Genomic DNA, 22,771 nt, shown 5'->3' with positions numbered 1-22,771 from the left:
TATAGTATCTAAACAATTAAGGCTTGGGGCACATGCCCTAAGCCTTAATTGTAAGCGATTATTCTATGAGAAAGCCCTAAAGTCTTGTCCGTTTTTAATGTTTAGTAAGCTATTGTAGATTAAACTAATTACATTATCTACATCTTCTTTATGAACCATTTCTACCGTGGTATGCATGTAGCGCAGCGGAAGCGAAATTAAGGCAGATGGCACACCGCCGTTCGAATAGGCAAATGCATCGGTGTCAGTTCCCGTAGAGCGAGATGATGCCTGGCGCTGAAAAGGGATTCCATTTTTTTCCGCAGTTGCGATGAGCAATTTATTTAGGTTTGTTTGTACTGCCGGAGCATAAGAAACCACAGGACCTTTTCCTGCTGAAAGATCGCCCTGGGTATTTTTATTAATCATTGGCGTCGTTGTATCATGCGTTACATCAGTAACAATGGCTACATTCGGTTTAATGCGCTGTGCAATCATTTCTGCACCACGCAAGCCAATTTCTTCCTGTACAGAGTTCACGATGTATAAGCCAAAAGGGAGTTTCTTCTTATTTTCTTTTAGTAACCTGGCAACTTCGGCAATCATAAATCCACCAACACGGTTATCTAAAGCTCTGCCAACGTAGTAGCGGTCATTTAACACCATAAATTCGTCTTCGTAGGTAATTACGCAACCCACATGAATTCCTAATTTCTCTACTTCTTCTTTTGAAGTACAGCCACAATCTAAAAAGATGTTTTTAAGTTCTGGCGCCTGCTCCTTTTCGCCGTGGCGGGTATGGATAGCAGGCCAACCAAATACCGCTTTTACCATCCCTTTTTCGGTATGAATATTTACCCGCTTTGATGGCGCAATTTGGTGATCTGATCCGCCGTTGCGAATAACATAGATCAAACCATCATTTGTGATATAATTAACATACCAGGATATTTCATCAGCATGTGCTTCAATAACAACTTTAAATGGTGCTTTCGGATTTATTACGCCTACAGCTGTACCATAATTATCTACAAAATGCTCGTCGATATAAGGTTTCAAATAATTTAACCAAATTTTTTGACCCTCCCACTCGTAGCCAGTAGGAGCGGGGTTGTTGATATATGCTTCTAAAAACTGTAACGATTTTTTTGTTACTACAGGAACATGTGTCTTTTTTTCTTCTTCTTTTTTCTTAGCCATATTGATGTGCTTTGTTAGGTTTTCGATGCGGCCAAATTAACCGGCTACATCTGCTAACTAAATTAATTTTTCTTATTGATTTGAGAAAGGGTTTAGCAAAACCAAATTTTATTGCCAACCGGTTTCAGTTTCTGAGTTTATTTGCTAAATGCTAACTCCATTACCACAAAATCGTACCCATCTTTAGAAAAGGTTTTATCGGTTTCAATGAATCCAAATTTAGAATAAAATTCTTTAGCATTTACCCTAGCGTTGCACCATAGCTTACTCGCGTTTTGAATTTTACAAAAATCTAGTAAATAATCCATCAATAGCTTACCGTAACCTTTTTTCTGATCATCTTTAAGGATGGCAAGTTTTCTGAACTGATAAATACTGCCTTCATTAAATAGTGAAACTACGCCGGTTAATTTATGGTCAACGTACAACCCGAAGTGTACACCATCGAAATCCTCTGGCAGTTTCACGGCATCTAGTGATAATTCCGGATACATTACCTCGTGCCTAATGCGCCAGGTTAATGATGGAAACATCTGTTCGATCTGAACTAAAGCCATATTATATTGTGTTACTATTAGAAGTTACGTGAGTACTTTTTCGCCCATAGAAAAAATAGATTGCAATATTTAGGGCGATGATTGTTAGCATACCATAGCAAAACAAGGCCCATCCGCCCATCCCCCAAAGCCACAATCCTAAAGCCGAGCCACAGCTGGCGCCTACAAAGCTCACCGACATGAAAATGGTATTTAGCCGATTTCGGGCCTCGGGTACCAGGGTATATATCCGGGTTTGGTTGGTTACATGGATCGCTTGTTGTCCGATATCAATAAGGATAATGCCTACAACAAATAAGTACAAGTGTGATTTTGTGAAATAAAATAAAGCTATGCTAACGATTTGCAGGAGGAAACCAATCATTAGGTTTTTCCGGGGATTATCTCCATCGCTTAACTTGCCTACCAAAGGCGCAGCTAATGCGCCGGCGGCGCCTGCAATGCCAAACAAACCAATTTGTAAGGTTTGAAAATTGAATGGCGGATTTGCTAAAAACAATACCATGGTTGTCCAGAAAGCACTGATGATGGCAAAAGCTAAAAAATTAATAATGGAAGTTTCTCTTAATGCAGGTTGCGTTTTAATGTATAAAAACATTGAGCCCATAAGCTGTTTGTAGTTTCCTTTAAAACTTGGGTAGCTCTTGGGAAAACGTCGAGCCATGAGCCCAATTAAAAGCAAACAAATTGTTGCAGCAATGTAGTATACAGCTCGCCAGCCCAGCCAAAAGCCGATACTCCCACTCACGGCCCGTGAGGCCAAAATGCCAACTAACAGTCCGCTCATAATCATACCGATGTTTGCACCTCTATTTTGATCGGTGCTAAGGTTGGCCGCCAATGGCAATATAAGTTGTGGAACAATAGAACACACGCCAATAAGAAGTGATGCAATTTCTAACAATAGAAAGGATTTGGCGAGTGCCGCAACCAATAAAGCCAAGATAGACATGCCCGTAATAGTCAAAATCTGACTTTTGCGTTCAAACATATCGCCCAGGGGAACCAATAGCAATAGGCCTAAGGCATATCCAATTTGAGTGATGTAAGTAATTCTGCCAGCATAGGTTTCTGTTAAATTGAAATCTTTAGCGATGAGAATAACTAAGGGTTGACAGTAATAAATATTAGCTACAATAAGGCCAGTACAAAAAGCCATTAGCAATATATCTATTCGTTTAAGCATGGAGTTTTTGAGGGTAATGAAGGTTTAAAACAGCCGAAAAGTCAGCTTCATTAGGTAGCCACTATGTTATAATAGTTGTTATAAAGGTATATTTCCGTGTTTTTTTCTGGGACTGTTTACTACTTTATTTTCTAACATCTTAAAGGCTTTAATTAGCTTCAAACGAGTTTGCGATGGTGTAATCACCTCATCTACAAAGCCCCGTTCTGCGGCCCGGTATGGGTTGGCGAAAATATCTGAATATAGCTTTTCTTTCTCCAACCATTTTTCTTCTGGCTGCTCGGCTGCTGTGATTTCCTTTTTGAAAATAATTTCTGCCGCACCTTTAGCACCCATTACTGCGATCTCTGCACTTGGCCATGCATAATTCAAGTCGGCACCAATGTGTTTGCTATTCATTACATCGTAAGCGCCACCGTAGGCCTTACGGGTAATTACTGTAATGCGTGGAACAGTGGCTTCGCTAAAGGCGTAAAGCAGTTTTGCACCATTGGTAATGATACCGTTCCACTCCTGATCGGTGCCTGGCAAGAAACCTGGTACATCTTCAAAAACCAACAAAGGAATATTAAAGCAATCGCAAAAACGTACAAAACGAGCCGCTTTGGTAGATGAATTGCTATCTAGAACTCCCGCCAGGTAGGCCGGCTGGTTGGCTACAATACCAATGCTTCTGCCGGCAAGGCGTGCAAAACCAACTACGATATTTTCTGCGTAATCTTTATGAATTTCAAGGAAGCTGTCGGCATCTGTAACTTCTGCAATTACCGATCTAATGTCGTAAGGTTGGCTTGCGTTTTCTGGCATAAAAGTATTTAACGCAGGTCTGCTTTCATCACCAGGCTCGTAAGGTAGTGGTTTAGCCATTTCCTCGCAATTCTGCGGCATGTAAGTTAACAGTTTCTTTAGCTGGTTGATGGCTTCAATTTCATTGGCGCAGGCAAAATGGGTAACCCCAGATTTGGTAGCATGTGTGCTTGCACCACCTAATTCTTCTGATGTTACTTCTTCGTGTGTAACGGTTTTAACAACGTTAGGGCCGGTTACAAACATATAAGACGTATTTTCTACCATCAAAATAAAGTCGGTAATGGCAGGAGAATATACAGCACCACCAGCACATGGGCCCATAATGGCAGATAGCTGGGGAATTACACCCGATGCCTGTACATTTTTGTAAAAGATATCGGCATAGCCACCCAGTGAAACTACACCCTCCTGAATACGGGCACCACCACTATCATTTAAGCCTATTAATGGGGCGCCATTTTTCATGGCCATATCCATTAATTTGCAAATTTTTTCGGCGTGGGTTTCGGATAAAGAACCACCAAAGACGGTAAAATCTTGCGAGAATACATAGGTTAATCGGCCATTGATGGTGCCGTACCCGGTAACTACACCGTCGCCAAGGTACTTTTCGCGTTCCATGCCAAAGTCAGTACTCCGGTGCGTAACCAACATGCCAATCTCTTCAAAACTGCCCTCGTCCATCAAGAAATGAATACGCTCTCTGGCGGTTAATTTTCCTTTTTTATGTTGGCTATCTATGCGTGCCTGGCCGCCTCCAAGTTGTGCCTGGTTTATTTTGTCTTGTAGTACTGCTATTTTCTTATCCATTGTAAGGGTATGAGGATTTAAAATTATAAATTACTTGCGGTAAAGCAAGCGTAAGTTAGCAAGTCTTTAGATTTTGTAACGGCCCAAGAGCCACATGCCCAGGTTAAATAAACCTAACAGGAACGATATCCTTTTTGGTTTCCGTAACTATTTAACCATCTTTTCGGCTCAAGTAGCTGCATTGTTGATGCAACCAAAAAGATAAAGTGAATGGTAGGGCGACAGTTCCCGAAGATTTTCTGACCGTACATTTTCAAAAAATATAGCTGCGTGATTTAGATATAGCGGTCTGGAAATTAGAAAAGCGAAAATATTTATGCATTTAGATGTTGAAAAACCAATTATCCGTTTATTTTTGTAAAGTCACATTAGAATAGCATTAGAACTAAGAATGTTTTTAAGAAGGTACAAATATGTTATCGTAGCATCTTTCATGCTTATTTTCGTTGCGAAAATGGGTATTTCTGGTGCGCCGGTTTTTTGCACCAGTATTGATAAGGAGATTATGAACGCCGTTATTATGCAAATTGAATTAGAGCATGACGGCGGGAAAGATACAGCTAAAGACACTACGAAGTTTACAGATATTAAGCTATTAGAGCTGAACCATCCTATTTTTGCTTACGAATTTTCTTCGAATCATTTTGTGCTTAAAAGCAGCTTTATTGAGCATTTTAGGCGATATGTAGATCCATACCACCCTACGGTTCCAACACCACCTCCGAATTTTATTTAGCATTTTTTAATAGGGTGCCCTTTCCTTAAGCAAGTTATCGCTGCTTAAAAAGGTTATTGATTTTTCAATAGCTTTTTTGCCGCCATTTAAGGAATTTATGTTGCCCTACGATTTATTCGTTAAAACTTACTAGATAATTACATCGTTATGCAAAAGTTAAACCCGACCGCTGTAGGCTCGGATGTTAAAAAATATTTTCTTAAAAAGAATCTTAAAAAAGATATACCCTCGAGTATAGTTGTTTTTCTGGTGGCTTTGCCGCTTTGCCTGGGCATTGCCCTTGCATCTGGCGCCCCGTTATTTGCCGGTTTAATAACGGGCATTATTGGAGGAATAGTTGTTGCCACATTTAGTGGTTCACAGCTAAGTGTTAGCGGACCCGCAGCAGGCTTAACCGTTATTGTTTTGGGTGCCATCACTTCTTTAGGAAGCTACCCAACTTTCTTACTCGCCGTTGTATTGGCAGGGGTTTTTCAGCTGGTTTTAGGCTTGATAAAGGCCGGTACTATTGGCAACTATTTTCCATCGAGCGTTATTGAAGGTATGTTGGCCGCCATTGGTTTGATCTTGATTTTAAAACAGTTGCCACATGCATTAGGTGTAGATACCGATTTTACAGGCGACGAGGGTTTTTTTCAGCAAGACCATGAAAATACTTTTTCGGCGATTTCTGCAGCTCTAGGGCACTTTAGTTTAGCTGCAGTGGTAATTAGTTTACTTTCCATTGCTATATTAATTGTGTGGCCAAAGTTTTCGAAACTGGCCATTGTACCAGCACCTTTGCTGGTGGTAATTTTAGGTATTGTAGCCACGTTCATATTTTCTCAAACGTCGTTTCCATTAAGGGCAGATCAAATGGTGAAGATTCCGGTAGTAAGTGGTGTTGCTGAATTTTTTGGTTTATTCACCATGCCAGATTTCTCTCAACTTGCCAACAAGAATGTGTATATCGTTGCTGTTACCATAGCAGTTGTGGCCAGTTTAGAAACACTTTTAAGCATCGAGGCAATTGATAAAATTGATCCCATAAAACGGGTTTCGCCAACTAATAGGGAATTGATTGCCCAGGGTTTGGGTAATATAACCAGTGGTATGGTGGGCGGTTTGCCCATGACTTCGGTAATTGTGCGGAGTTCTGCTAATGTAAATTCGGGTGCAAGAACAAAAATGTCGGCAATTTTTCATGGTTGTTGGTTATTGTTATCCTTGCTGTTTATTCCGCAGGTTATAAACATGATTCCGCTTTCTTGCTTAGCTGCCATTCTATTGGTAACCGGGTACAGGCTAACAAGAATTGGTTTGTTCAAACACATGTACCATAAAGGGTGGGATCAGTTTGTGCCCTTCGTAGTTACCATTGTTGCGGTGCTATTTAGCGATTTGCTTAAGGGTGTAGCGGTTGGCATGCTGGTATCTATTTTTTACCTGCTCCGTACCAACATGCGTAACCCGTATTTCTACAGGATTACCAATGAAGGTGATAAAAAACACATTAGAATTAAGCTGGCGGAGGAAGTTTCTTTTCTAAATAAGGCTGCCATACAAGTGGTTTTAACGAATATTCCGAAAGAAACCAATGTAATTATTGATGGGTCTAATGCCAGATACATTGATCCGGATGTGCTGGAGACAATTTTCAATTATAAACACAATGCCTATACAAAAGGTATAGTAGTAACATTAGAGCATGTACAGAAACACTATACCGTGCCAAAATTAACTGATAAAATAATTGAAGACATAAATAGATAAAGCTATGTGCGCAAAACCCATAGAAACAAAAGCTTAACTTAAGGTTTTTGTTATAAGGTTCGGCGATAAGCAAGCTGGTATCATCGATAACTGGTTTAGGAACATTCGCGATGCTTACCGTATGCAAGAGGAGCAACGCCCCGATCACCATCGGGGCGTTAATATTAATCTGCTGTATTAGGCATATTGCCTGCGTGTCCTTCGTTGCCCTTCTCGGCATCTTCACGAGCCTCTTCCGATCCAAAATCGCCCTTGCCAAAGTTTCGGCCCAGATAGCCTGCTTCGGTTTTTACCTTATTCTCGTCGCTGTTTTCATCGCTGCGGTGTCGCGGAACTTGTTGATCTGGCATATTCGAATTTTCTGCCGAATGTTCAACTTTATTGTCTTTTAAATTCTCGTTTTTATCTTCTTGATTTTCCATAATACATCACTTTATAGAATAGAACATTTGTCGCTCAACATGGTTTTAATCTTTCGAAGAGATTTCCTGTATTAATTAGGTTGATGGTTGTAGCGTTATTAGCAAGTTTTGGTGATGTGAACTTTTATTAGGTGTTAAGCGTAGGCTAATCTCCTAATCCACAAAACGCAAAAACCCCCGAAATGCTCGAGGGTTTAAATACTGTTAAGCGCTCAGCATATGCTGAAAACTTTCTGTTATTGAATTAATCTTCTGCTAAAAACGGATAGCGGTAATCTGTTGGCGATTCGAAAACTTCTTTGATGGTACGCGGAGAAACCCAACGCAATAAATTAATCATCGAACCCGCTTTGTCATTAGTACCCGAACCTCTGGCACCGCCAAATGGTTGTTGACCAACCACTGCTCCGGTGCATTTATCGTTAATGTAAAAGTTACCTGCAGAATTGCGTAATGCATGACTGGCTTTATCGATGGCATAACGATCTTGCGCAATGACAGCGCCTGTTAGGGCATAGGGTGATGTGGTATCAATTACCTCTAAAATGGCATCGAAATCCTGATCTGCATAAACATAAACAGTCAAAACAGGTCCGAATAACTCTTCGCACATGGTGGTATAATTGGGATCGTTAACCACTAAGATCGTAGGCTCTACAAAATAACCCTTAGTTTTATCGCAATTGCCACCGGCAATAATTTCAACTCCCTGATCTTGCTTGGCTTGGTTGATATACTTAGCCAACTTATCGAATGAGCGCTCATCAATTACAGCGTTAATGAAGTTGGTGAAGTCTTCAGTTCCGCCCATTTTAAAAGTTGCAAGGTCAGCAAGCATTTGATTTTTAATTTCCGGCCATAAGCTTTCTGCGATATAAACGCGGCTTGCGGCAGAGCATTTCTGACCTTGATATTCGAATGCACCACGTACAATGGCTGTGCTGGCAATTTTTGTTTCTGCAGAGGGGTGAACCAAAATGAAATCTTTACCGCCAGTTTCGCCAACAATGCGTGGGTAAGATCTGTATTTATGAATGTTTGTACCAATGGTTTTCCAAATTTCCTGAAACACTTTCGTAGAGCCTGTAAAGTGAATCCCAGCGAAATCCGGATGATTAAAAATAACATCACCAGTTTCGGGTCCATCGGCATAAACTAAATTCACCACGCCATCTGGTAATCCAGCTTCGCGGAAAATTTCCATTAACAAGTTAGCAGCATACACTTGCGTATCAGCTGGTTTCCAAACTACAACATTTCCCATCATGGCTGCCGAAGCAGGAAGGTTTGCAGCAATTGCAGTAAAATTAAAAGGGGTAAGGGCAAACACAAATCCTTCTAAAGGGCGTTGCTCTACACGATTCCAGCTTCCACGGGGAGAAACAGGAGGTTGTTGCTTATAAATATCTGCCATGTAGCTTACGTTAAAACGTAAGAAGTCGATAAGTTCGCAAGCAGCATCTATTTCTGCCTGATAAGCGTTTTTGCTTTGGCCCAGCATGGTAGCAGCATTCAATTTATAGCGGTATTTGCCTGCAATTAAATCAGCTGCTTTCAAAAAGATAGCAGCACGATGCTCCCAAGCAAGGTTTTCCCAGTCTGCTTTTGCTGCTAACGCAGCATCTATGGCTTTTGCAATATGGCTTTTATCGCCAATGCTATACTGCGCTAAAATATGTTGATGATCGTGTGGAGGAACAACCTTGCCTTTTTTATCAGTGAAAATTTGCGCTCCGCCAATGTACATCGGAATGTCTTGCTGGTGTGATCTGGCTTCGGCAAGCGCTTCTTTCAAAAGTGCTCTTTCTTTACTACCTGGGCCATAATTTAATATAGGTTCGTTTACCGGGGTGGGTACGTTAAAAAATCCTTTAAGCATAGTGTATTTTTTATGAGTTGCGCAAAGATAAGGCTTTTTGAGAGATGCAATTCTATTCTTCTGTAAAGAAAATGGCGCATATTACTGCATTAAAGGATTGCCAAAGTCGGGATAGGCAATGGCTAGGTATTTTCCATGGTGACTAACAGACGCATCTATACAGAAATTGAGCGTCGAGTGCTCAACTTTTGGCAATCCGTCATTATCTTTGAATAGTCGCAAAAATGGATGATCGTTGTTGAAACGATTTAAGTAATTTTCGTGGTTTACAAGAAAATGCAATATTAAATTTTCGAAATTTAAAGCATCTGCTATAGATACGGTATGCAAGCAATCGTGCTTAAATGTAGATTTGGTGCAATAAATCGTTCCTTTATACCGTATCTGGCCCCGTGCTTCTTCATCAGTAACAAGTGCCAAACTAGATTCGAAATCAATTGGGTTGAAGAGGCGTTCGCCAGTGTTGCGGTTCTGAATCTTATAAGCAGATTCTTTCATGCTCCATAAAAGCCAAACCATTAAATCAGCATCTTTGGCACTGGCAATCAATGCTTGTTCTGTAGCGGTAAAGAGTTTATTAAGGTAGCCTCTGCGCCTCCAATTGCTTTGTGTCTTCGCCAGGCTTAAATCTACAATATCATTACCCAACATTAAGTTTGGTTTCGATAATATCCAGCGTAGCTTTAACAGTCAACATTTTAGCCATAGAATCATCATCAATTGCAATATTAAACTTCTCTTCAATGTCTAAAACAATATCTACTAAATTGGCCGAGTTAATCTTAAGATCTTTAATGAAATCTGTGTTTTCATCAATATTGTCTAATGCCGAGTGTTCTTCCGTGTAAGGCGTTATAATTGTTTTAAGTTTTGATAAAATTTCTTCTTTATTCATGTTTGTATTTTTTTAAGATGACACAGGCATTTACATCACCAAAGCCAAAACTGGCCTTAGCAAGTATATCAAATTCTTTATTTATTAATTTTTGAGGGATGCATTTGCTATCGATAAGATCGGTAATATCAGGATGTAAATCTTCGCAGTTGATGTTAGGAAACACAAAATTTTCTGCTAATTGTAGTACGGCAGCTACGCATTCTATGCTTCCAGATGCTGCAATGCAGTGGCCAATCATTCCTTTCAAAGAGTTAATGAGCGGAAAGTTTTCTGCTGAGGAACCCAATGCAGTTTTCCAGTTCTCAATTTCCAACGCGTCTTTGCTTGTTGCAGTTAGGTGTCCGTTAATTACATCCACTTGTTCTGGTTTAATATTGGCGTCGGCTAATGCATTGGTAATACATTTTTGTACCGCTTGCGGGTTTGGTGCTGTCATGCTTCCTAAACCACGTTGGCCGCCAGAATTTAGGTTGCCACCCAATACCTCTCCGTAAATCTTTGCATTCCTTGCCAGGGCCGACTCAAGAGATTCTAAAACCATTGCTCCAGCGCCACTACCGGGAACGAAACCGCTAGCAGTTGCGCTCATAGGTCTACTTCCTTTTTCAGGATCTTCATTATGTTTAATGGTACAAACCTTCATGGCATCGAAACCGGCCCAGATGTAGGGGCCGCTATCGCTGGTACTTCCGGCGAGCATGCGAACAGCCTTGCCGGCCTTTATCCGCTCGTAAGCCAATAGCAAACTTTCTGCACCGGTTGCACAGGCAGATGAGTTAGTACTTATTTGATTTCCCAGGCCCAATTTGCCACTGATAAATGCACTAATGCCACTGGCCATAGTTTGTACTACCGAGGTGCTGCCAAGTTTGCGAAGTTCTAGATTATCTATCTTGTTAATTGCCCACCTAAACTTATCTATACCCGAGGTACCCGTTCCGAAAATAGTACCGCTATCCCAATCTGGGGTTTCCTTCGAACTCTTTTCTAGCCCTGCATCTTTCCAGGCATCAGAAGCAGCAATAACGCCATATACAATGCCACTGCTATCTAGATTTCTAATTTCCAGAGGTGTAAAGTAATCGGCAATTCGCTCAGCATCTAACATGGGTTTGCCCGCAATTTGGCAAGAGAAAGCTAATGTAGCTAGATTGGGCTGATGTCTGATTCCAGAAATGCCATTTTTTATGGCATGCGTAAAATCTGGAATTGTTGTTCCGTTTGGGGCACAAACACCTAAACCTGTAATTACAACACGAATATTATTCATTTGAATTTTCGAAAAACATACCAGATATTGTTCCTTTGCACACTATTTCATTTTGATGGTTATACATCGTTACGCGGCAACTAAGTTTTTTAAATCTAAAATAAATTTTCTCACTTTTTACTAAAACTTTCTCTCCAGGATAAACTGGCTTAAAAAAGTCTACGGCATTTGAGGTCATGGCCAAAGACCGGTTTTCAACTTTTGCGTCTAACAAAAATAAACCCAGGCAAACCAAACCAATCTGCGCCATAGTTTCGGTTAAAATTACAGCCGGGGTAATTGGGTTATCTTTAAAGTGTCCTTCGTAAAAGGGTAAATCTTTAGCATATGTAAATGTACCGACAACCCCATTTTCATTTATATCTATTATTTCGTCAACAAAAGAAAAAGATTTACCATACGGTAAGCGTTCGATAATTTCCTTGCCTGATGTTACCATTTTAATAAGATTCGCTGTGCCGAGAACCCTGGCCCAAAACTGAGCATGAGGCCAGTAGAACCGGCTTTCGGTTGTTTGTTCATCACATCTTCCAATACATATAAAACTGTTGCACTGCTCATATTTCCGAAGTCTTGCAAAACTGCCTTTGTTTCATTTAAATTTTTGCCAAAGCTACCAAATAATTCTTCTACCACTTGTATAATTTTTTTCCCTCCGGGATGAAAAACAAGGTAATCTATATCTTTTATTTCTAAGTGATGTTTGGCTAGGAAGGGATGAATTATTTGCGGGAAATGCGACTCAATGGTGTCAGGAACGGCTACATCCAAAACCATTTGCAAACCGGTATTGGTTAACTTAAATCCCATCATTTGTTCTGCATCATAAAAGTGGTACATTTCTTCAGCAACTACCTCCGGGCCACTTTCTTCGGGACAAGAACTCAGCAATGCGCAGGAGGCACCATCGCCAAAAATGGCAGCACTTATAATATTTGCCATAGAAAAGTCGTTGAGCTGGAAAGTTGCCGTTGGCGATTCTACCGCAATTACAGCCGCTCTTTTCCCCGGGTTTGCTTTAAGGAAGTTTTTGGCATAAATTAACCCAGAAACGCCTGCAGCACAACCCATTTCGGTAACGGGTAAGCGAACAATATCTTGCCTAAGCTGCAGTGCATTAATTAAGTAAGCATCCAGAGATGGGATCATAATCCCTGTGCAACTTACCGTAATGATATAGTCTAGGTCTTCGGGTTTCCAGGAAGCTTTTTCAAGGGCCTTTTCTAGGCATTGCCTGCCTAATTTGATTCCTTCTTTAATGTAGATATCGTTTCGTGCTTCAAAGGAAAGGTCGCTAAAAACCTGTTCAGGAGACATGATGGCATAGCGCTTATCAACGGCCGCTCCCTCAAAAATTTTCTTTACTTTTCTGATAAACCGCTCATCCTGATCTCTCAACCATACATCCAAAAAAGGGAAAATGTCCGCCGTCTTACTATAAAATTCTGGTAAGGCCCTAGCTACCGCTTTTATTTTTACACTCATGTTGTTCTTATTATCCATTGATAGCGAAATGCCCATTTCCACTTAATTAAGCTTGTTTTAAAGTTGAGTTGTTTTGCATAATGTATTAAATCTATCTTTTTAAATCCCCTTAATATCGAAACCAATCCATCTTCTCTCGACATATCATTTAACCGAAATGCCCAACATAATGCCTGAAAAAGTCGATAGGCCAAAGCACTTCGTTGGAGATCGTTAACCACAATGCCAATACTTGTTTTTTCGGCAGCATTGGCCAATAGTTTCACGATGTCCTCATCAGTAAAGTGATGTAAGGTTAAGGTACATAGTGTTATATCGTAAGTTTTATCTGCAAAAAAGTTATTAAAAATGTCATCACAATGGTAAGAGATGTTTGGATAGTTAGCAGAAATTTGTGCTGCATAATTAATTGTAAACTGATTGGCATCTATACCTTCCAGTAAAAAATTTAACTCGTGTTTCTTTGCATACTGGGCCAATTGTCTAAGCATGTCTCCATTACCGCAACCAATATCTAAAATACGTATGGGCTGGGTTCTTGGTTTGTCTTTTAAAAGAAATTGAATACCTTTAATGGTAACGTTGTTGCCACCCAACAATTTATTAATGCTGGCAAGTTTGTCAAGCGCATCTTTTAAAATTTCGCCTTCCATCCCAAAATCATCCATCAGCTCTGGGGCAGTGCTTCTAAATCTGGTATTTACAGGCATTTAGTTTGGTATTGTAATTGGTTTTCCATGTGTTTTCTTAATGATGGTGTTGAGCAAAAAAGGCATTTTAGTTAAAGTATTCATTGCTAACTTCTCAATTTTTTGGTTTCGCATTAGCGATGCAAGAATTCTGCCTGCTCTCAACCGGCTTCCAAATTCTTTTTGCCAGGCATTTGTATATGTGTTTTCTAGGGCAAGTCTAGATGGGATTGTATGGTTCAAATACTGCATTAAGCAGATGCAGGCAATTTTAGCGCTATGAATGGCCATCGCCATCCCATTGCCACAAAGCGGGTTAATTAACCCTGCGGTATCGCCAACCATCAAAATATGATTGTGAACTGGCGTTTTAGGCTCGAACGAAATTTGACTAATCGTAATTGGCGCATCGAATAGCATGGTAGCATTTTCGAAAATCTTCTTTAGAGATGGGTTTTTATATATTACCTGCTCTTGGTAACTTTCGATGTTTTTGTATTGTTTAAAACTTTGGTAGTCGGCCAGGTAACATAGGTTCAATATATCTCCTTCTACTTTCGATGCCCCACAATAGCCACCTTTAAAGTTATGCAGGCTAACAATGTGATTTGGGTAATCTGACTGGTAGTGTGCCTTCACACCTAAATATTCAGATTTCTTGCGCATAAAAGCCCTGTTCAACTTGGTGTCTAAATGGCTACGTTTGCCGTATGCACCTATCACATGATTAGCATTAAACGTTTTAGATCCGCTCGTTTCAACAACAAATTGGTCATTGCTGAAGTTAATCTCCAATACCGTATCCGTTAGAACCGGAACCCCACGGGCTACGGCAACCTGATATAAATAATTGTCGATAGTGTACCTGCTTAAGCCGAAGCCACCAAGTGGCAGCTGGCTATCAATTTTTCCACCATCTGCCGAGGTAACCTGCAGAGTAGTTAAAGTGGTTGGAAACAGGGTGTCAAGATTCAGGTTTAGCCAATCGAAATAAGGCAACACTTCGTTTGAAATATATTCGCCGCAAACTTTGTGGTGAGGATAAGATTTTTTCTCGATAATGATAACTGAAATGCCTAACTTTTGGAGGTGTAATGCTGCTGTTAAGCCCGCCAAACCACCGCCAATTATTAAGATTTCTGTTTTCATGGGCATATCACAAGATAACACTTTAAATTAATCTTTGTTCGCTATAATAAAAAGGTTACAACATTGTATTATAATGCCGCAAGTAGCAATTATAAACTACTTACAAACATTTTTTGGCAATGTTGGTTGCATTTATAGCCAATGTGTAAAACATACACTGGTTTTTTAAATTATCTGTATTTTTGAAAACAACAAGATATGTTAGTTAATTACCTTCGCCTCTTACTGTTACCTTTTTCTTTGATCTATGGCATGGCCATAACTTTGCGTAAAAAGCTTTATGATTGGGGCATTATGCGTTCAGTTAAGTTCGATTTGCCCATTATTTGCGTTGGTAATTTGGCGGTTGGGGGATCAGGTAAAACGCCTACAACCGAATACCTGGTTCGGCTGTTGTCTGATTATAAAGTGGCAATTTTGAGTCGTGGTTACGGCAGAAGAACGAAGGGATATATTCTGGCTGATGCGGATGCAACAGCAGAAACTATTGGCGACGAACCACTTCAATATTATCAAAAATTCGACAATATTAGCGTAGCAGTAAGCGAAAGCAGGGTAGATGGCATCGAAAAACTATCACCTGGTCACGATGTGATTATTCTTGACGATGCCTTTCAACACCGTTCGGTTAGAGCGGGGCTAAACATTTTACTTTTCGAATTTCGAAAATTGGGCACCTTGCAATTCCTACTTCCGGCAGGAAATTTAAGAGATGTATTTTCTTCGCGAAAGCGGGCTGATGTGCTATTAGTTACGAAATCGCCGGTACCATTGCTGCATGTGGCCCAACAAGCTTCTGTAAACGAATTGCAGCCAAATACGAATCAAAAGGTTCTTCACTCTTACCTAAAATATGGCGGTTTAAAGCACCTTTATACTGAAAGTGACTTGGAACTAGCTAGTATAAAAGATAAAGAGATCTTCCTTTTAACAGGCATTGCAAACCCTGATCCTTTGATTGAAGAACTCGAAAAGTATTCCAAGACGATCAAACATGAGAAATTTCCAGATCATTATGCTTTTAAAATAGACGACATTAAGAAGTTTAAAACAGCATTTGAGAAAAGTGAAAGAAAAGATAAAATTATCATCACAACAGAAAAGGATAGCAAACGTTTAAAAGCTGCGGGATTTAAAGATTTACTGGTAAATTTACCCGTATATTTTTTACCCATCGAGGTTGATTTATTTGAGGAAGATAAGTTTACCTTTGATGAACTTATTTTAAACTATGTTAAGAGTAATAGAAGAAACCGTTGAGTATATAAAACGAAAAACTGAAAACTTTAAGCCTGAAATAGGAATTATTCTAGGCACTGGGTTGGGCGGTTTAGTGAATGAAATAGTAGTGGAGCATCAATTGATGTATTCCAATATTCCAAATTTTCCAATTTCTACATTAGAGTTTCACAGTGGCAAACTCATCTTCGGAACCTTAAATGGTAAAAAAATAATTGCCATGCAAGGTCGTTTGCATTATTATGAAGGTTACAGCATGCAGCAAATTACCTTTCCGGTTAGGGTAATGAAGGGTTTAGGCATTGAAAACCTAATCGTATCTAACGCGGCAGGTTCATTAAATCCTGATTTTAAAAAAGGCGATTTGATGGTTATTGAAGATCACATCAATCTCCAGCCAGATAATCCACTTCGGGGTTTAATTGAAAGTTCTTTAGGGCCACGTTTTCCTGATATGAGTGAGCCTTACAACCGTTCTATAATTGCTAAAGCGCTCAAGATTGCACAAGAAGTGGATGTTAACTGTCATAAGGGTGTTTATGTTGCTGTTTCTGGGCCGAATTTAGAAACCAAAGCAGAATATAAATATTTGAGGTTAATTGGTGCCGATGCTGTGGGGATGAGTACAGTACCCGAAGTAATTGTAGCCAACCATGCTGGTCTACCTGTTTTTGCCATTTCAGTTTTAACAGATGAAGGTTTTCCAGAAGTGTTGCAACCATTTAATTTAAATGAAATTTTAGAAGATGCTGCTAAAGCAGAACCCAAAATGACAGAGATTTTAACCCGACTAATTGCCGAACTGTAACATGCGCACCGTTTTTCGAATCTGTTTAGTAATCTTGTTCCTCTCGGGTTATCAGTCTGCCTTTGCACAAGATTTAAAAACCAGTATCAACGATAAAACTGAGGCCGATTCGATCAGAAAGAAGTTAGATAGTAAAGATTCTATCGTATATACAGCAAAGTTTATTCGGTTTACCAAGTTGGCGCTAAGTAAAGATAGTATCGTGCTCCTGCCGTTAGATACTTCTACTACGAATATCCAAAATTATAGTCCTTTATTGCAACCCATGCATCCAACTATCAACAATGGAAACATGGGGCTTGCTGCCAGACCTTTACTTTACGAGCCAAGCAAACGAATTGGTTTTGATATAGGTTTTCATTCTTTGGATTATTATGCACTAACGCCCGAAGATATTATTTACTACCAGGCCAGGGCACCCTATACCAGCCTTTATCTTGTAAGTGCAGGACAAAAAGAACAACTTTTCAAGCTTATTCACAGTCAGAATATTAAAAAGAATTGGAATGTAGGTGTAAATTTTAATAGGGGAGATTCGAGAGGTTTTTACCGCCGTCAACGTGGCGACAATCTGAATGTTGCATTATTCTCATGGTATCAATCGCCAAATAAACGCTACAATATGTGGGCATCCGCAATCTTCAATACCATGCGGGCATATGAAAATGGTTCTAATAAAGACACCACAATATTTGAGCCTGGTTACGATAAAATTCCCAGAGATGCGGAGGAAGTTAACCTTTCCACGGCAAGAAATTTATACAGAAAAAACACCTTATTCCTGAGGCAAACCTATTACGTTGGACGTATAGATACCTCAGTAAACGTAAACAATTCGGTTGTGCCTACCAATAAGGTAACCTACAACCTCGAATACAATAACGATAGTTACGATTTCTTTAAAGATGAAGATGATGATAGTAGCGTATTGCCCCCGGGGATCGCAGATGCCATTTATACAAACGATTCAACCCATGTGCAGCACATAAAAAATGAGTTCATTTACAGCTTTTTTCTGCGGCCAAAAAATTCTACAGTCATTAAAAACGAATTAAAAATTGATGCTGGGATACGCCATGATTATTTTAAGCATCAGTTTTTAGGCTTGAAACGTGATGGTAGTGCATATGAGCGAAGTCAATTTGCCTTCCAGAATATTACCATCTTGGGGAATGCCGGTTATCGGTTTTCTAATAACATCGATTTTAATCTAGATTTACAGCAAATTTTACAGGGGGAGAACGCAGGCGATTACCTTTACGAAGCCAAAAGCAAGATTTTATTAAGTAAAACCGTAGGTAGAATAGAACTCGGAGCTTATGTTCAAAATCAATCTCCGTCTCAACTTTACAATTATTACCATGGCAATCATTACCGTTGGGATAATACTGGCTTTAAAAATACAAAGGTTGCCAACCTATCTTTCAAGTTTATAAACGATAAATATGATTTCACCGCCGGAGCTAACTATTTTTTAACAAGTAACCATTTGTATTTTGCGCTAAACAATTCAAATGCTACCAATGCTATTCTGCCCCGTCAGGTTGATGGTGATATTAGTTTAGTTCGATTGGATGTTTCCAAAAAGTGGCGTTTTGGAAAGTTTGTTTTGGAAAATTATGTTGCTTACCAAAAGACAGATCGTAATGAAATTTTAAGGACACCAGAGTTTTACACCTATAACAGTTTCTACCTTAACAACACCTTTTTTAAAGTGCTAAAAGCCAATATTGGTTTCGATGTGAGGTATAATACCGCTTACTCCAATTACTCTTATTCTCCGGCTACGGCCCAGTTTTATATTGGTAGTAATGAAATGTTGGAATCTACGCCAATTGTAGACGTATTTTTGAAAGCTAATCTAAAACGTGCTAACTTATTTATTAAATATGATTTTGTTAACCAAGGGCTTTTAGTTCCGGGTTACTATGTCGTGAACAGATATCCAATGCAAGATGCCTTACTTAAGTTCGGCGTAAGCTGGAACTTCTACGACTAAACTTCATGCTTAGAAGAACATCTTAACGAGATATTAAAAGAAGTTTAACTATGATTGAATAAAGCAAAGATGGTTTTAGGTATGGAGCACCTTGTGAAACTGCCGCAAGTATTTGTAAAATATAGGACACAAAAAAACCTGCCATGATTAACTCAAGGCAGGTTTTTTTATTTAATCAATATTGTCTTAGAAAGAATAACCAACTGAGAAACCTAATACACGGTTTGTTAATTTGGCATCTCCACTACGTTGGTCTTTTGGAACCAAGTTAGATAAACCTAAGCCGTAGTTTGCGCCTACTAAGAAACCTGAATTAGTGCGATATGCTAACCCGAAGTTTGCTCCGAATTCAGTGCTAGCATAATTTTTATCTGCTGCGCTACCGAAGGATAAATCATTTTCGTTAGATCCAGTTGAAACACTGCTTGTATTTGTGGTAGTGTTTAAAACTGTAGTAGTGCTTTCCAATTTGTTTTTACCAGAAATATTGAACCCTACGTATGGCCCTGCACTAATCTGCACGGCACCAGCATCTCCCGTAGGGATTCTGAAAACAGCATTTACCGGAACTTCGATAGTCATCAGACTGGTTTTGTTAGCAGCAACTGTTGTGGTAGTTGTATTGCCCACAGTAACAGCATTGGTAGATTCAAACTTGGCACCTTTGTTTTGTAATGAAACACCTGGCTGGATGAAGAAATTGTTTGCTACACCGAAATCGGCAAATGCAGTAACATTGAATCCAACGTTGTCTTTAACATTATCATTGTATGAAGAATTTCCATCTCCGCTTACATGAAATCTTGCTAAGTTTACTCCAGCTTTTAATCCAAATCTAGCATCCGATCCTGACATTGTAGTTTGTGCGAATGCTCCAGTAGCCAATAAAACAACCGATGCACTTAATAGTAACTTTTTCATAATATTTTTCTTTTAGGTAAAGAATCTTGTTTAAAAATTTAGGGATTAACCCTTGTTAATTACAAGCCTCAATTCCAAAAGCTGTGCCAAAGTATCAGGTGTGTTACAATACCATGGTTAATATATTGGTTTACAGGACGTTTTTTTGTCCCACAGGTATTCATTATAAAATTTATGATACTAACTAAACGGCAGTATAGGTTGTATACAAATTAGGAATATTGTTTAAAACGGTACGCTTTACAAAATAAATTGAATCTACCCTTAAGTTTTCTGGGGCTTCTTTTTTGCCGCGGGGAAAAGTACGTTATTCAAAATTAAGCGGTAACCTGCAGAATTGGGATGTAAATTTAAATCAGTTGGTGGATCGCCTACGGCATGTTGATAATCTTCAGGATCATGGCCACCATAAAAAGTAAACTGACCTTTGCCTATTTCGCCATGTAAATACCTAACTTCTCCTGCGCCCTTATTTTCGCCTAAAACAGTTACGCTGGTTTTAATTAAGCTTTTTTTAAACGCAGTAGTTTGGCCCATAAAACCCTTAATCACTTTATCATGATTTTGCGTCAGCATGGTAGGTACTAAATCCCATTTGGCAGAAAAATCAAATAAGGAAAAGTAATCATTGCTTTGGTTTAGTGTCCTGTATTGTGTTACATCGATGTCCGAGAACTCGTAGTTCATCGGGTTATTATCTAATCTAAAATTCTGAAATGCCAGCGTTTTATTGAAATCTAACTTCGATTGCGCATTCATATCTGCAGGGTCGCCATCAAAAACCTGTGCACAAATGTCTATACCCTCTGCTGCTAGTGCAATATCGAAACTATCAGTACCAGAGCACATGGCAAATAAAAAGCCTCCGCCAGCACAATATTGCTTAATTTGTTTAGCAACAGCTAATTTCATTTCTGATACTTTTTTAAAACCGAGTCTTTTAGCCAGTGCCTCCTGGTTTTTAACATCTTCCTGGTACCAGGTGGCATATCTAAAGCTCGACCAAAACCGCCCGTATTGTCCGGTAAAATCTTCATGATGCAAGTGTAGCCAATCGTACTTACTCAATTTATCCTGGATAATATCATCATCATAAATTACTTCGTAGGGGATTTCTGCGTAAGTGAGCACCAGCGTCACCGCATCGTCCCAAGGTAACTTACTTTTTGGTGAATAAACCGCAATCTTTGGCGTTTTTTCTAATTTCACCATCTCCATATTAACCGATGGATCGCTAATTTCGTTCAGTAGGTTTATCACTTTTCCATCAGCCATTACATCGTAAGAAACACCTCTTATTTTCAATTCATCTTCTACGGCTTTATTGTATTTAATTAGAAAACTTCCCCCTCGGTAATTTAACAACCAATCTACCTCCACTTGCTTACTTATCGTCCAATAGGCTATTCCGTATGCTTTGAGGTGGTTTTTTTGATCTTCATCCATATAAATTAATAAGGATGATGCTTTGGCTCCAAATGTGAAACACAAATAGATGATCAGGATATAATATTTTATTTTCAAAATGCAGATGCTTAAAACACTAAAATACCTCATTTAAATTGGTTAGAAAAATTTAATGGTGTTAGAAGTTACACAAATTTGTTATTTTTGCCCTCTACTTAAAAAAACGCATTTGTTTATTTAGGGTTTAAAATTTAAAATTAGTACCAAAATTGATATGAGTAAAGCGATAATAAAAACCGAAAAAGGTAATATGACTGTTGAGTTCTTTGAACAAGATGCGCCGAAAGCAGTTGCAAACTTTAAAAAATTGGCAAACGAAGGATTTTACGATGGAGTAACTTTTCACCGCGTAATTCCAAACTTTATGGTTCAAACTGGTTGTCCGAATTCTAAAGAAGGTGCAACAGGAATGCCTGGTACAGGTGGCCCGGGTTACAAAATAGATTGTGAGTTAGATGGCGAAAATCAGTATCACGATCGTGGCGTATTGTCAATGGCGCATGCAGGTCGCAATACCGGCGGATCTCAATTTTTCATCTGCCATAGCAGAACTAATACTGCCCATTTAGATCGTAACCACACCGTTTTTGGTAAAGCTGTTGATAATGTTGATCTTGTGGATGATATCCGCCAGGGAGATAAGATTTTAGGAATTGAAATCGTTGAAGACTAATAAATAACAGCGAGTTGCAAGCAATCAGATAGCGATTATTCTTCTATTTGATTCTTCCTCTCCATTAATTGACATTAGATTTGAGTTTTACTTTGAGCACTTTTGCTCATTATGATTACCATATCTCACATCTCAAAAAATTATGAACTTAAGAGGAATTGTTGCCGTATCTGGCAGACCAGGTTTATTTAAACTGATTGGACAAAATAAAGTAGGTTACATTTTAGAAAGCTTAGACGAGAAGAAAACTAAGGTAGTAGCCAACATCACCAATACCAAACTGGCTTCTTTGGAAGACATTACTGTATATGGCGAAGAAGATGAAATTAAATTAGCCGATATTTTTGCAAAGATTTCTGAAAAAGGAAACCTACCTGACTTAAAGGGCGATCTACGTCCATATTTCTTAGAAGTGGCTCCGGGGCACGACCAAGAAAAAGTATATGGTTCTGACATGAAGAAAATCCTTACCTGGTATAACTTGTTGAAAGATCTACCATTATTTACCGAAGAAACACCAGAAACTCCTGGCTCTGCTGCCGAAGTTAAATTGGCAGAGGAAAAAGCAACCGCTGATAAAAAACAAAAAACCAGTGGTGCTAAAGCTTCAGGAAGCGCTAAAGCAACTACGAAAACCTCAGCTCCTGCTAAAAAAGCAAGTATGACGAGCAAAAAAGGAGTTTAAGCTTCTTTCTCAATAAGACACCAGGTATTTGCCTGGTGTTTTTTTTTGAAATTAAAATTGCAGCCGCCATTAGTTAATTCGCCTCCAGGGAAGCGCAAAGCCCTTAAGAAGGTTGTGCGCTGCAAGACGACTGATTAAGTTATCTAACGGGTTCGAA

Annotated in this window: 22 protein-coding genes; 7 read left to right on the top strand and 15 right to left on the bottom strand. The window is 39.2% G+C overall.

The window, feature by feature from the left end:
• Positions 1-63 precede the first annotated feature (63 nt).
• From OQ268_RS01135 to OQ268_RS01120, 4 genes are all read right to left on the bottom strand, one after another.
• Complete coding sequence (locus OQ268_RS01135) at positions 64-1,179, bottom strand: M42 family metallopeptidase (protein ID WP_265854219.1); 1,116 nt, start codon at positions 1,177-1,179, stop codon at positions 64-66.
• Between the two features lie 137 nt (positions 1,180-1,316).
• A complete protein-coding gene (locus OQ268_RS01130; protein WP_265854218.1) occupies positions 1,317-1,736 on the bottom strand; it encodes a GNAT family N-acetyltransferase in 420 nt (139 codons plus the stop codon).
• Position 1,737: 1 nt separating this feature from the next.
• Positions 1,738-2,922, bottom strand: a complete 1,185-nt coding sequence (locus OQ268_RS01125; RefSeq protein WP_265854217.1) for an MFS transporter — start codon at positions 2,920-2,922, stop codon at positions 1,738-1,740.
• Between the two features lie 78 nt (positions 2,923-3,000).
• Complete coding sequence (locus OQ268_RS01120) at positions 3,001-4,542, bottom strand: acyl-CoA carboxylase subunit beta (protein WP_265854216.1); 1,542 nt, start codon at positions 4,540-4,542, stop codon at positions 3,001-3,003.
• A 391-nt stretch (positions 4,543-4,933) separates the two neighbouring features.
• Here OQ268_RS01120 and OQ268_RS01115 point away from each other — a divergent pair, with 391 nt between their 5' ends.
• Complete coding sequence (locus tag OQ268_RS01115; RefSeq protein ID WP_265854215.1) at positions 4,934-5,278, top strand: hypothetical protein; 345 nt, start codon at positions 4,934-4,936, stop codon at positions 5,276-5,278.
• 147 nt (positions 5,279-5,425) lie between these two features.
• Positions 5,426-7,030, top strand: coding sequence for a SulP family inorganic anion transporter (locus OQ268_RS01110; RefSeq protein WP_265854214.1), 1,605 nt, complete (start codon positions 5,426-5,428; stop codon positions 7,028-7,030).
• A 164-nt stretch (positions 7,031-7,194) separates the two neighbouring features.
• On the opposite strand, the gene OQ268_RS01105 is transcribed toward OQ268_RS01110, so the two are convergent.
• The 9 genes from OQ268_RS01105 to OQ268_RS01065 form a co-directional block, all read right to left on the bottom strand.
• Positions 7,195-7,452, bottom strand: a complete 258-nt coding sequence (locus OQ268_RS01105) for a hypothetical protein (RefSeq protein WP_265854213.1) — start codon at positions 7,450-7,452, stop codon at positions 7,195-7,197.
• 244 nt (positions 7,453-7,696) lie between these two features.
• The gene (gene pruA, locus OQ268_RS01100; protein ID WP_265854212.1) at positions 7,697-9,331 is read right to left on the bottom strand and encodes an L-glutamate gamma-semialdehyde dehydrogenase; all 1,635 of its coding nucleotides are present in this window, start codon (positions 9,329-9,331) and stop codon (positions 7,697-7,699) included.
• A gap of 81 nt (positions 9,332-9,412) precedes the next feature.
• On the bottom strand, positions 9,413-9,982 hold the full coding sequence (locus OQ268_RS01095; protein WP_265854211.1) for a 4'-phosphopantetheinyl transferase family protein: 570 nt from the start codon (positions 9,980-9,982) through the stop codon (positions 9,413-9,415).
• Entirely contained in the window at positions 9,972-10,226 is a 255-nt protein-coding gene (locus OQ268_RS01090; RefSeq protein WP_265854210.1) for an acyl carrier protein, read from the bottom strand. Before OQ268_RS01090 ends, OQ268_RS01095 begins: the two co-directional genes overlap by 11 nt.
• Positions 10,219-11,499 carry a beta-ketoacyl-[acyl-carrier-protein] synthase family protein gene (locus tag OQ268_RS01085; protein ID WP_265854209.1) on the bottom strand — a complete coding sequence of 427 codons (1,281 nt, stop codon included), beginning with the start codon at positions 11,497-11,499 and terminating at the stop codon, positions 10,219-10,221. The genes OQ268_RS01090 and OQ268_RS01085 overlap by 8 nt, the downstream gene beginning before the upstream one ends.
• A complete protein-coding gene (locus tag OQ268_RS01080; protein WP_265854208.1) occupies positions 11,492-11,938 on the bottom strand; it encodes a 3-hydroxyacyl-ACP dehydratase FabZ family protein in 447 nt (148 codons plus the stop codon). The genes OQ268_RS01085 and OQ268_RS01080 overlap by 8 nt, the downstream gene beginning before the upstream one ends.
• On the bottom strand, positions 11,932-13,020 hold the full coding sequence (locus tag OQ268_RS01075) for a type III polyketide synthase (protein ID WP_265854207.1): 1,089 nt from the start codon (positions 13,018-13,020) through the stop codon (positions 11,932-11,934). The genes OQ268_RS01080 and OQ268_RS01075 overlap by 7 nt, the downstream gene beginning before the upstream one ends.
• Positions 12,981-13,694 (bottom strand): methyltransferase domain-containing protein, encoded by a 714-nt coding sequence (locus OQ268_RS01070; protein WP_265854206.1) that lies wholly within the window; start codon positions 13,692-13,694, stop codon positions 12,981-12,983. Before OQ268_RS01070 ends, OQ268_RS01075 begins: the two co-directional genes overlap by 40 nt.
• The gene (locus OQ268_RS01065) at positions 13,695-14,822 is read right to left on the bottom strand and encodes an NAD(P)/FAD-dependent oxidoreductase (RefSeq protein WP_265854205.1); all 1,128 of its coding nucleotides are present in this window, start codon (positions 14,820-14,822) and stop codon (positions 13,695-13,697) included.
• A gap of 198 nt (positions 14,823-15,020) precedes the next feature.
• On the opposite strand from OQ268_RS01065, the gene lpxK reads away from it, so the two are divergent.
• The 3 genes from lpxK to OQ268_RS01050 are packed head-to-tail and all read left to right on the top strand — an operon-like array spanning position 15,021 to position 18,868.
• On the top strand, positions 15,021-16,082 hold the full coding sequence (lpxK, locus tag OQ268_RS01060; RefSeq protein WP_265854204.1) for a tetraacyldisaccharide 4'-kinase: 1,062 nt from the start codon (positions 15,021-15,023) through the stop codon (positions 16,080-16,082).
• Positions 16,054-16,869: a purine-nucleoside phosphorylase gene (locus OQ268_RS01055; RefSeq protein WP_265854203.1), complete on the top strand. Its 816-nt coding sequence runs from the start codon at positions 16,054-16,056 to the stop codon at positions 16,867-16,869. Before lpxK ends, OQ268_RS01055 begins: the two co-directional genes overlap by 29 nt.
• A gap of 1 nt (position 16,870) precedes the next feature.
• A complete protein-coding gene (locus OQ268_RS01050) occupies positions 16,871-18,868 on the top strand; it encodes a putative porin (RefSeq protein WP_265854202.1) in 1,998 nt (665 codons plus the stop codon).
• A gap of 186 nt (positions 18,869-19,054) precedes the next feature.
• Here OQ268_RS01050 and OQ268_RS01045 read toward each other — a convergent pair whose 3' ends face one another.
• Both OQ268_RS01045 and OQ268_RS01040 read right to left on the bottom strand, forming a co-directional pair.
• Positions 19,055-19,789 (bottom strand): outer membrane beta-barrel protein, encoded by a 735-nt coding sequence (locus OQ268_RS01045; protein WP_265854201.1) that lies wholly within the window; start codon positions 19,787-19,789, stop codon positions 19,055-19,057.
• Positions 19,790-20,053: 264 nt separating this feature from the next.
• Positions 20,054-21,235 carry an asparagine synthetase B gene (locus OQ268_RS01040; RefSeq protein WP_265855152.1) on the bottom strand — a complete coding sequence of 394 codons (1,182 nt, stop codon included), beginning with the start codon at positions 21,233-21,235 and terminating at the stop codon, positions 20,054-20,056.
• A gap of 235 nt (positions 21,236-21,470) precedes the next feature.
• Here OQ268_RS01040 and OQ268_RS01035 point away from each other — a divergent pair, with 235 nt between their 5' ends.
• Both OQ268_RS01035 and OQ268_RS01030 read left to right on the top strand, forming a co-directional pair.
• Positions 21,471-21,929 (top strand): peptidylprolyl isomerase, encoded by a 459-nt coding sequence (locus OQ268_RS01035; RefSeq protein ID WP_265854200.1) that lies wholly within the window; start codon positions 21,471-21,473, stop codon positions 21,927-21,929.
• A 142-nt stretch (positions 21,930-22,071) separates the two neighbouring features.
• Positions 22,072-22,614 carry a DUF5606 family protein gene (locus tag OQ268_RS01030; protein WP_265854199.1) on the top strand — a complete coding sequence of 181 codons (543 nt, stop codon included), beginning with the start codon at positions 22,072-22,074 and terminating at the stop codon, positions 22,612-22,614.
• Positions 22,615-22,771: the final 157 nt, after the last annotated feature.

It is taken from the genome of Pedobacter sandarakinus (assembly GCF_026240095.1).
GTDB lineage: Bacteria > Bacteroidota > Bacteroidia > Sphingobacteriales > Sphingobacteriaceae > Pedobacter > Pedobacter sandarakinus.
This window is presented reverse-complemented; position numbering and strand designations above follow the sequence as displayed.

Coding starts and splice junctions, on each gene's coding strand:
- lpxK (WP_265854204.1), top strand. CDS start 15,021: ATGTTAGTTAATTACCTTCGCCTCTTACTGTTACCTTTTTCTTTGATC.
- OQ268_RS01135 (WP_265854219.1), bottom strand. CDS start 1,179: ATGGCTAAGAAAAAAGAAGAAGAAAAAAAGACACATGTTCCTGTAGTA.
- OQ268_RS01120 (WP_265854216.1), bottom strand. CDS start 4,542: ATGGATAAGAAAATAGCAGTACTACAAGACAAAATAAACCAGGCACAA.
- OQ268_RS01050 (WP_265854202.1), top strand. CDS start 16,871: ATGCGCACCGTTTTTCGAATCTGTTTAGTAATCTTGTTCCTCTCGGGT.
- OQ268_RS01035 (WP_265854200.1), top strand. CDS start 21,471: ATGAGTAAAGCGATAATAAAAACCGAAAAAGGTAATATGACTGTTGAG.
- OQ268_RS01040 (WP_265855152.1), bottom strand. CDS start 21,235: ATGGATGAAGATCAAAAAAACCACCTCAAAGCATACGGAATAGCCTAT.
- OQ268_RS01080 (WP_265854208.1), bottom strand. CDS start 11,938: ATGGTAACATCAGGCAAGGAAATTATCGAACGCTTACCGTATGGTAAA.
- OQ268_RS01055 (WP_265854203.1), top strand. CDS start 16,054: ATGTTAAGAGTAATAGAAGAAACCGTTGAGTATATAAAACGAAAAACT.
- OQ268_RS01075 (WP_265854207.1), bottom strand. CDS start 13,020: ATGGGCATTTCGCTATCAATGGATAATAAGAACAACATGAGTGTAAAA.
- OQ268_RS01110 (WP_265854214.1), top strand. CDS start 5,426: ATGCAAAAGTTAAACCCGACCGCTGTAGGCTCGGATGTTAAAAAATAT.
- OQ268_RS01065 (WP_265854205.1), bottom strand. CDS start 14,822: ATGAAAACAGAAATCTTAATAATTGGCGGTGGTTTGGCGGGCTTAACA.
- OQ268_RS01105 (WP_265854213.1), bottom strand. CDS start 7,452: ATGGAAAATCAAGAAGATAAAAACGAGAATTTAAAAGACAATAAAGTT.
- OQ268_RS01070 (WP_265854206.1), bottom strand. CDS start 13,694: ATGCCTGTAAATACCAGATTTAGAAGCACTGCCCCAGAGCTGATGGAT.
- OQ268_RS01095 (WP_265854211.1), bottom strand. CDS start 9,982: ATGTTGGGTAATGATATTGTAGATTTAAGCCTGGCGAAGACACAAAGC.
- OQ268_RS01085 (WP_265854209.1), bottom strand. CDS start 11,499: ATGAATAATATTCGTGTTGTAATTACAGGTTTAGGTGTTTGTGCCCCA.
- OQ268_RS01045 (WP_265854201.1), bottom strand. CDS start 19,789: ATGAAAAAGTTACTATTAAGTGCATCGGTTGTTTTATTGGCTACTGGA.
- pruA (WP_265854212.1), bottom strand. CDS start 9,331: ATGCTTAAAGGATTTTTTAACGTACCCACCCCGGTAAACGAACCTATA.
- OQ268_RS01125 (WP_265854217.1), bottom strand. CDS start 2,922: ATGCTTAAACGAATAGATATATTGCTAATGGCTTTTTGTACTGGCCTT.
- OQ268_RS01030 (WP_265854199.1), top strand. CDS start 22,072: ATGAACTTAAGAGGAATTGTTGCCGTATCTGGCAGACCAGGTTTATTT.
- OQ268_RS01115 (WP_265854215.1), top strand. CDS start 4,934: ATGTTTTTAAGAAGGTACAAATATGTTATCGTAGCATCTTTCATGCTT.
- OQ268_RS01130 (WP_265854218.1), bottom strand. CDS start 1,736: ATGGCTTTAGTTCAGATCGAACAGATGTTTCCATCATTAACCTGGCGC.
- OQ268_RS01090 (WP_265854210.1), bottom strand. CDS start 10,226: ATGAATAAAGAAGAAATTTTATCAAAACTTAAAACAATTATAACGCCT.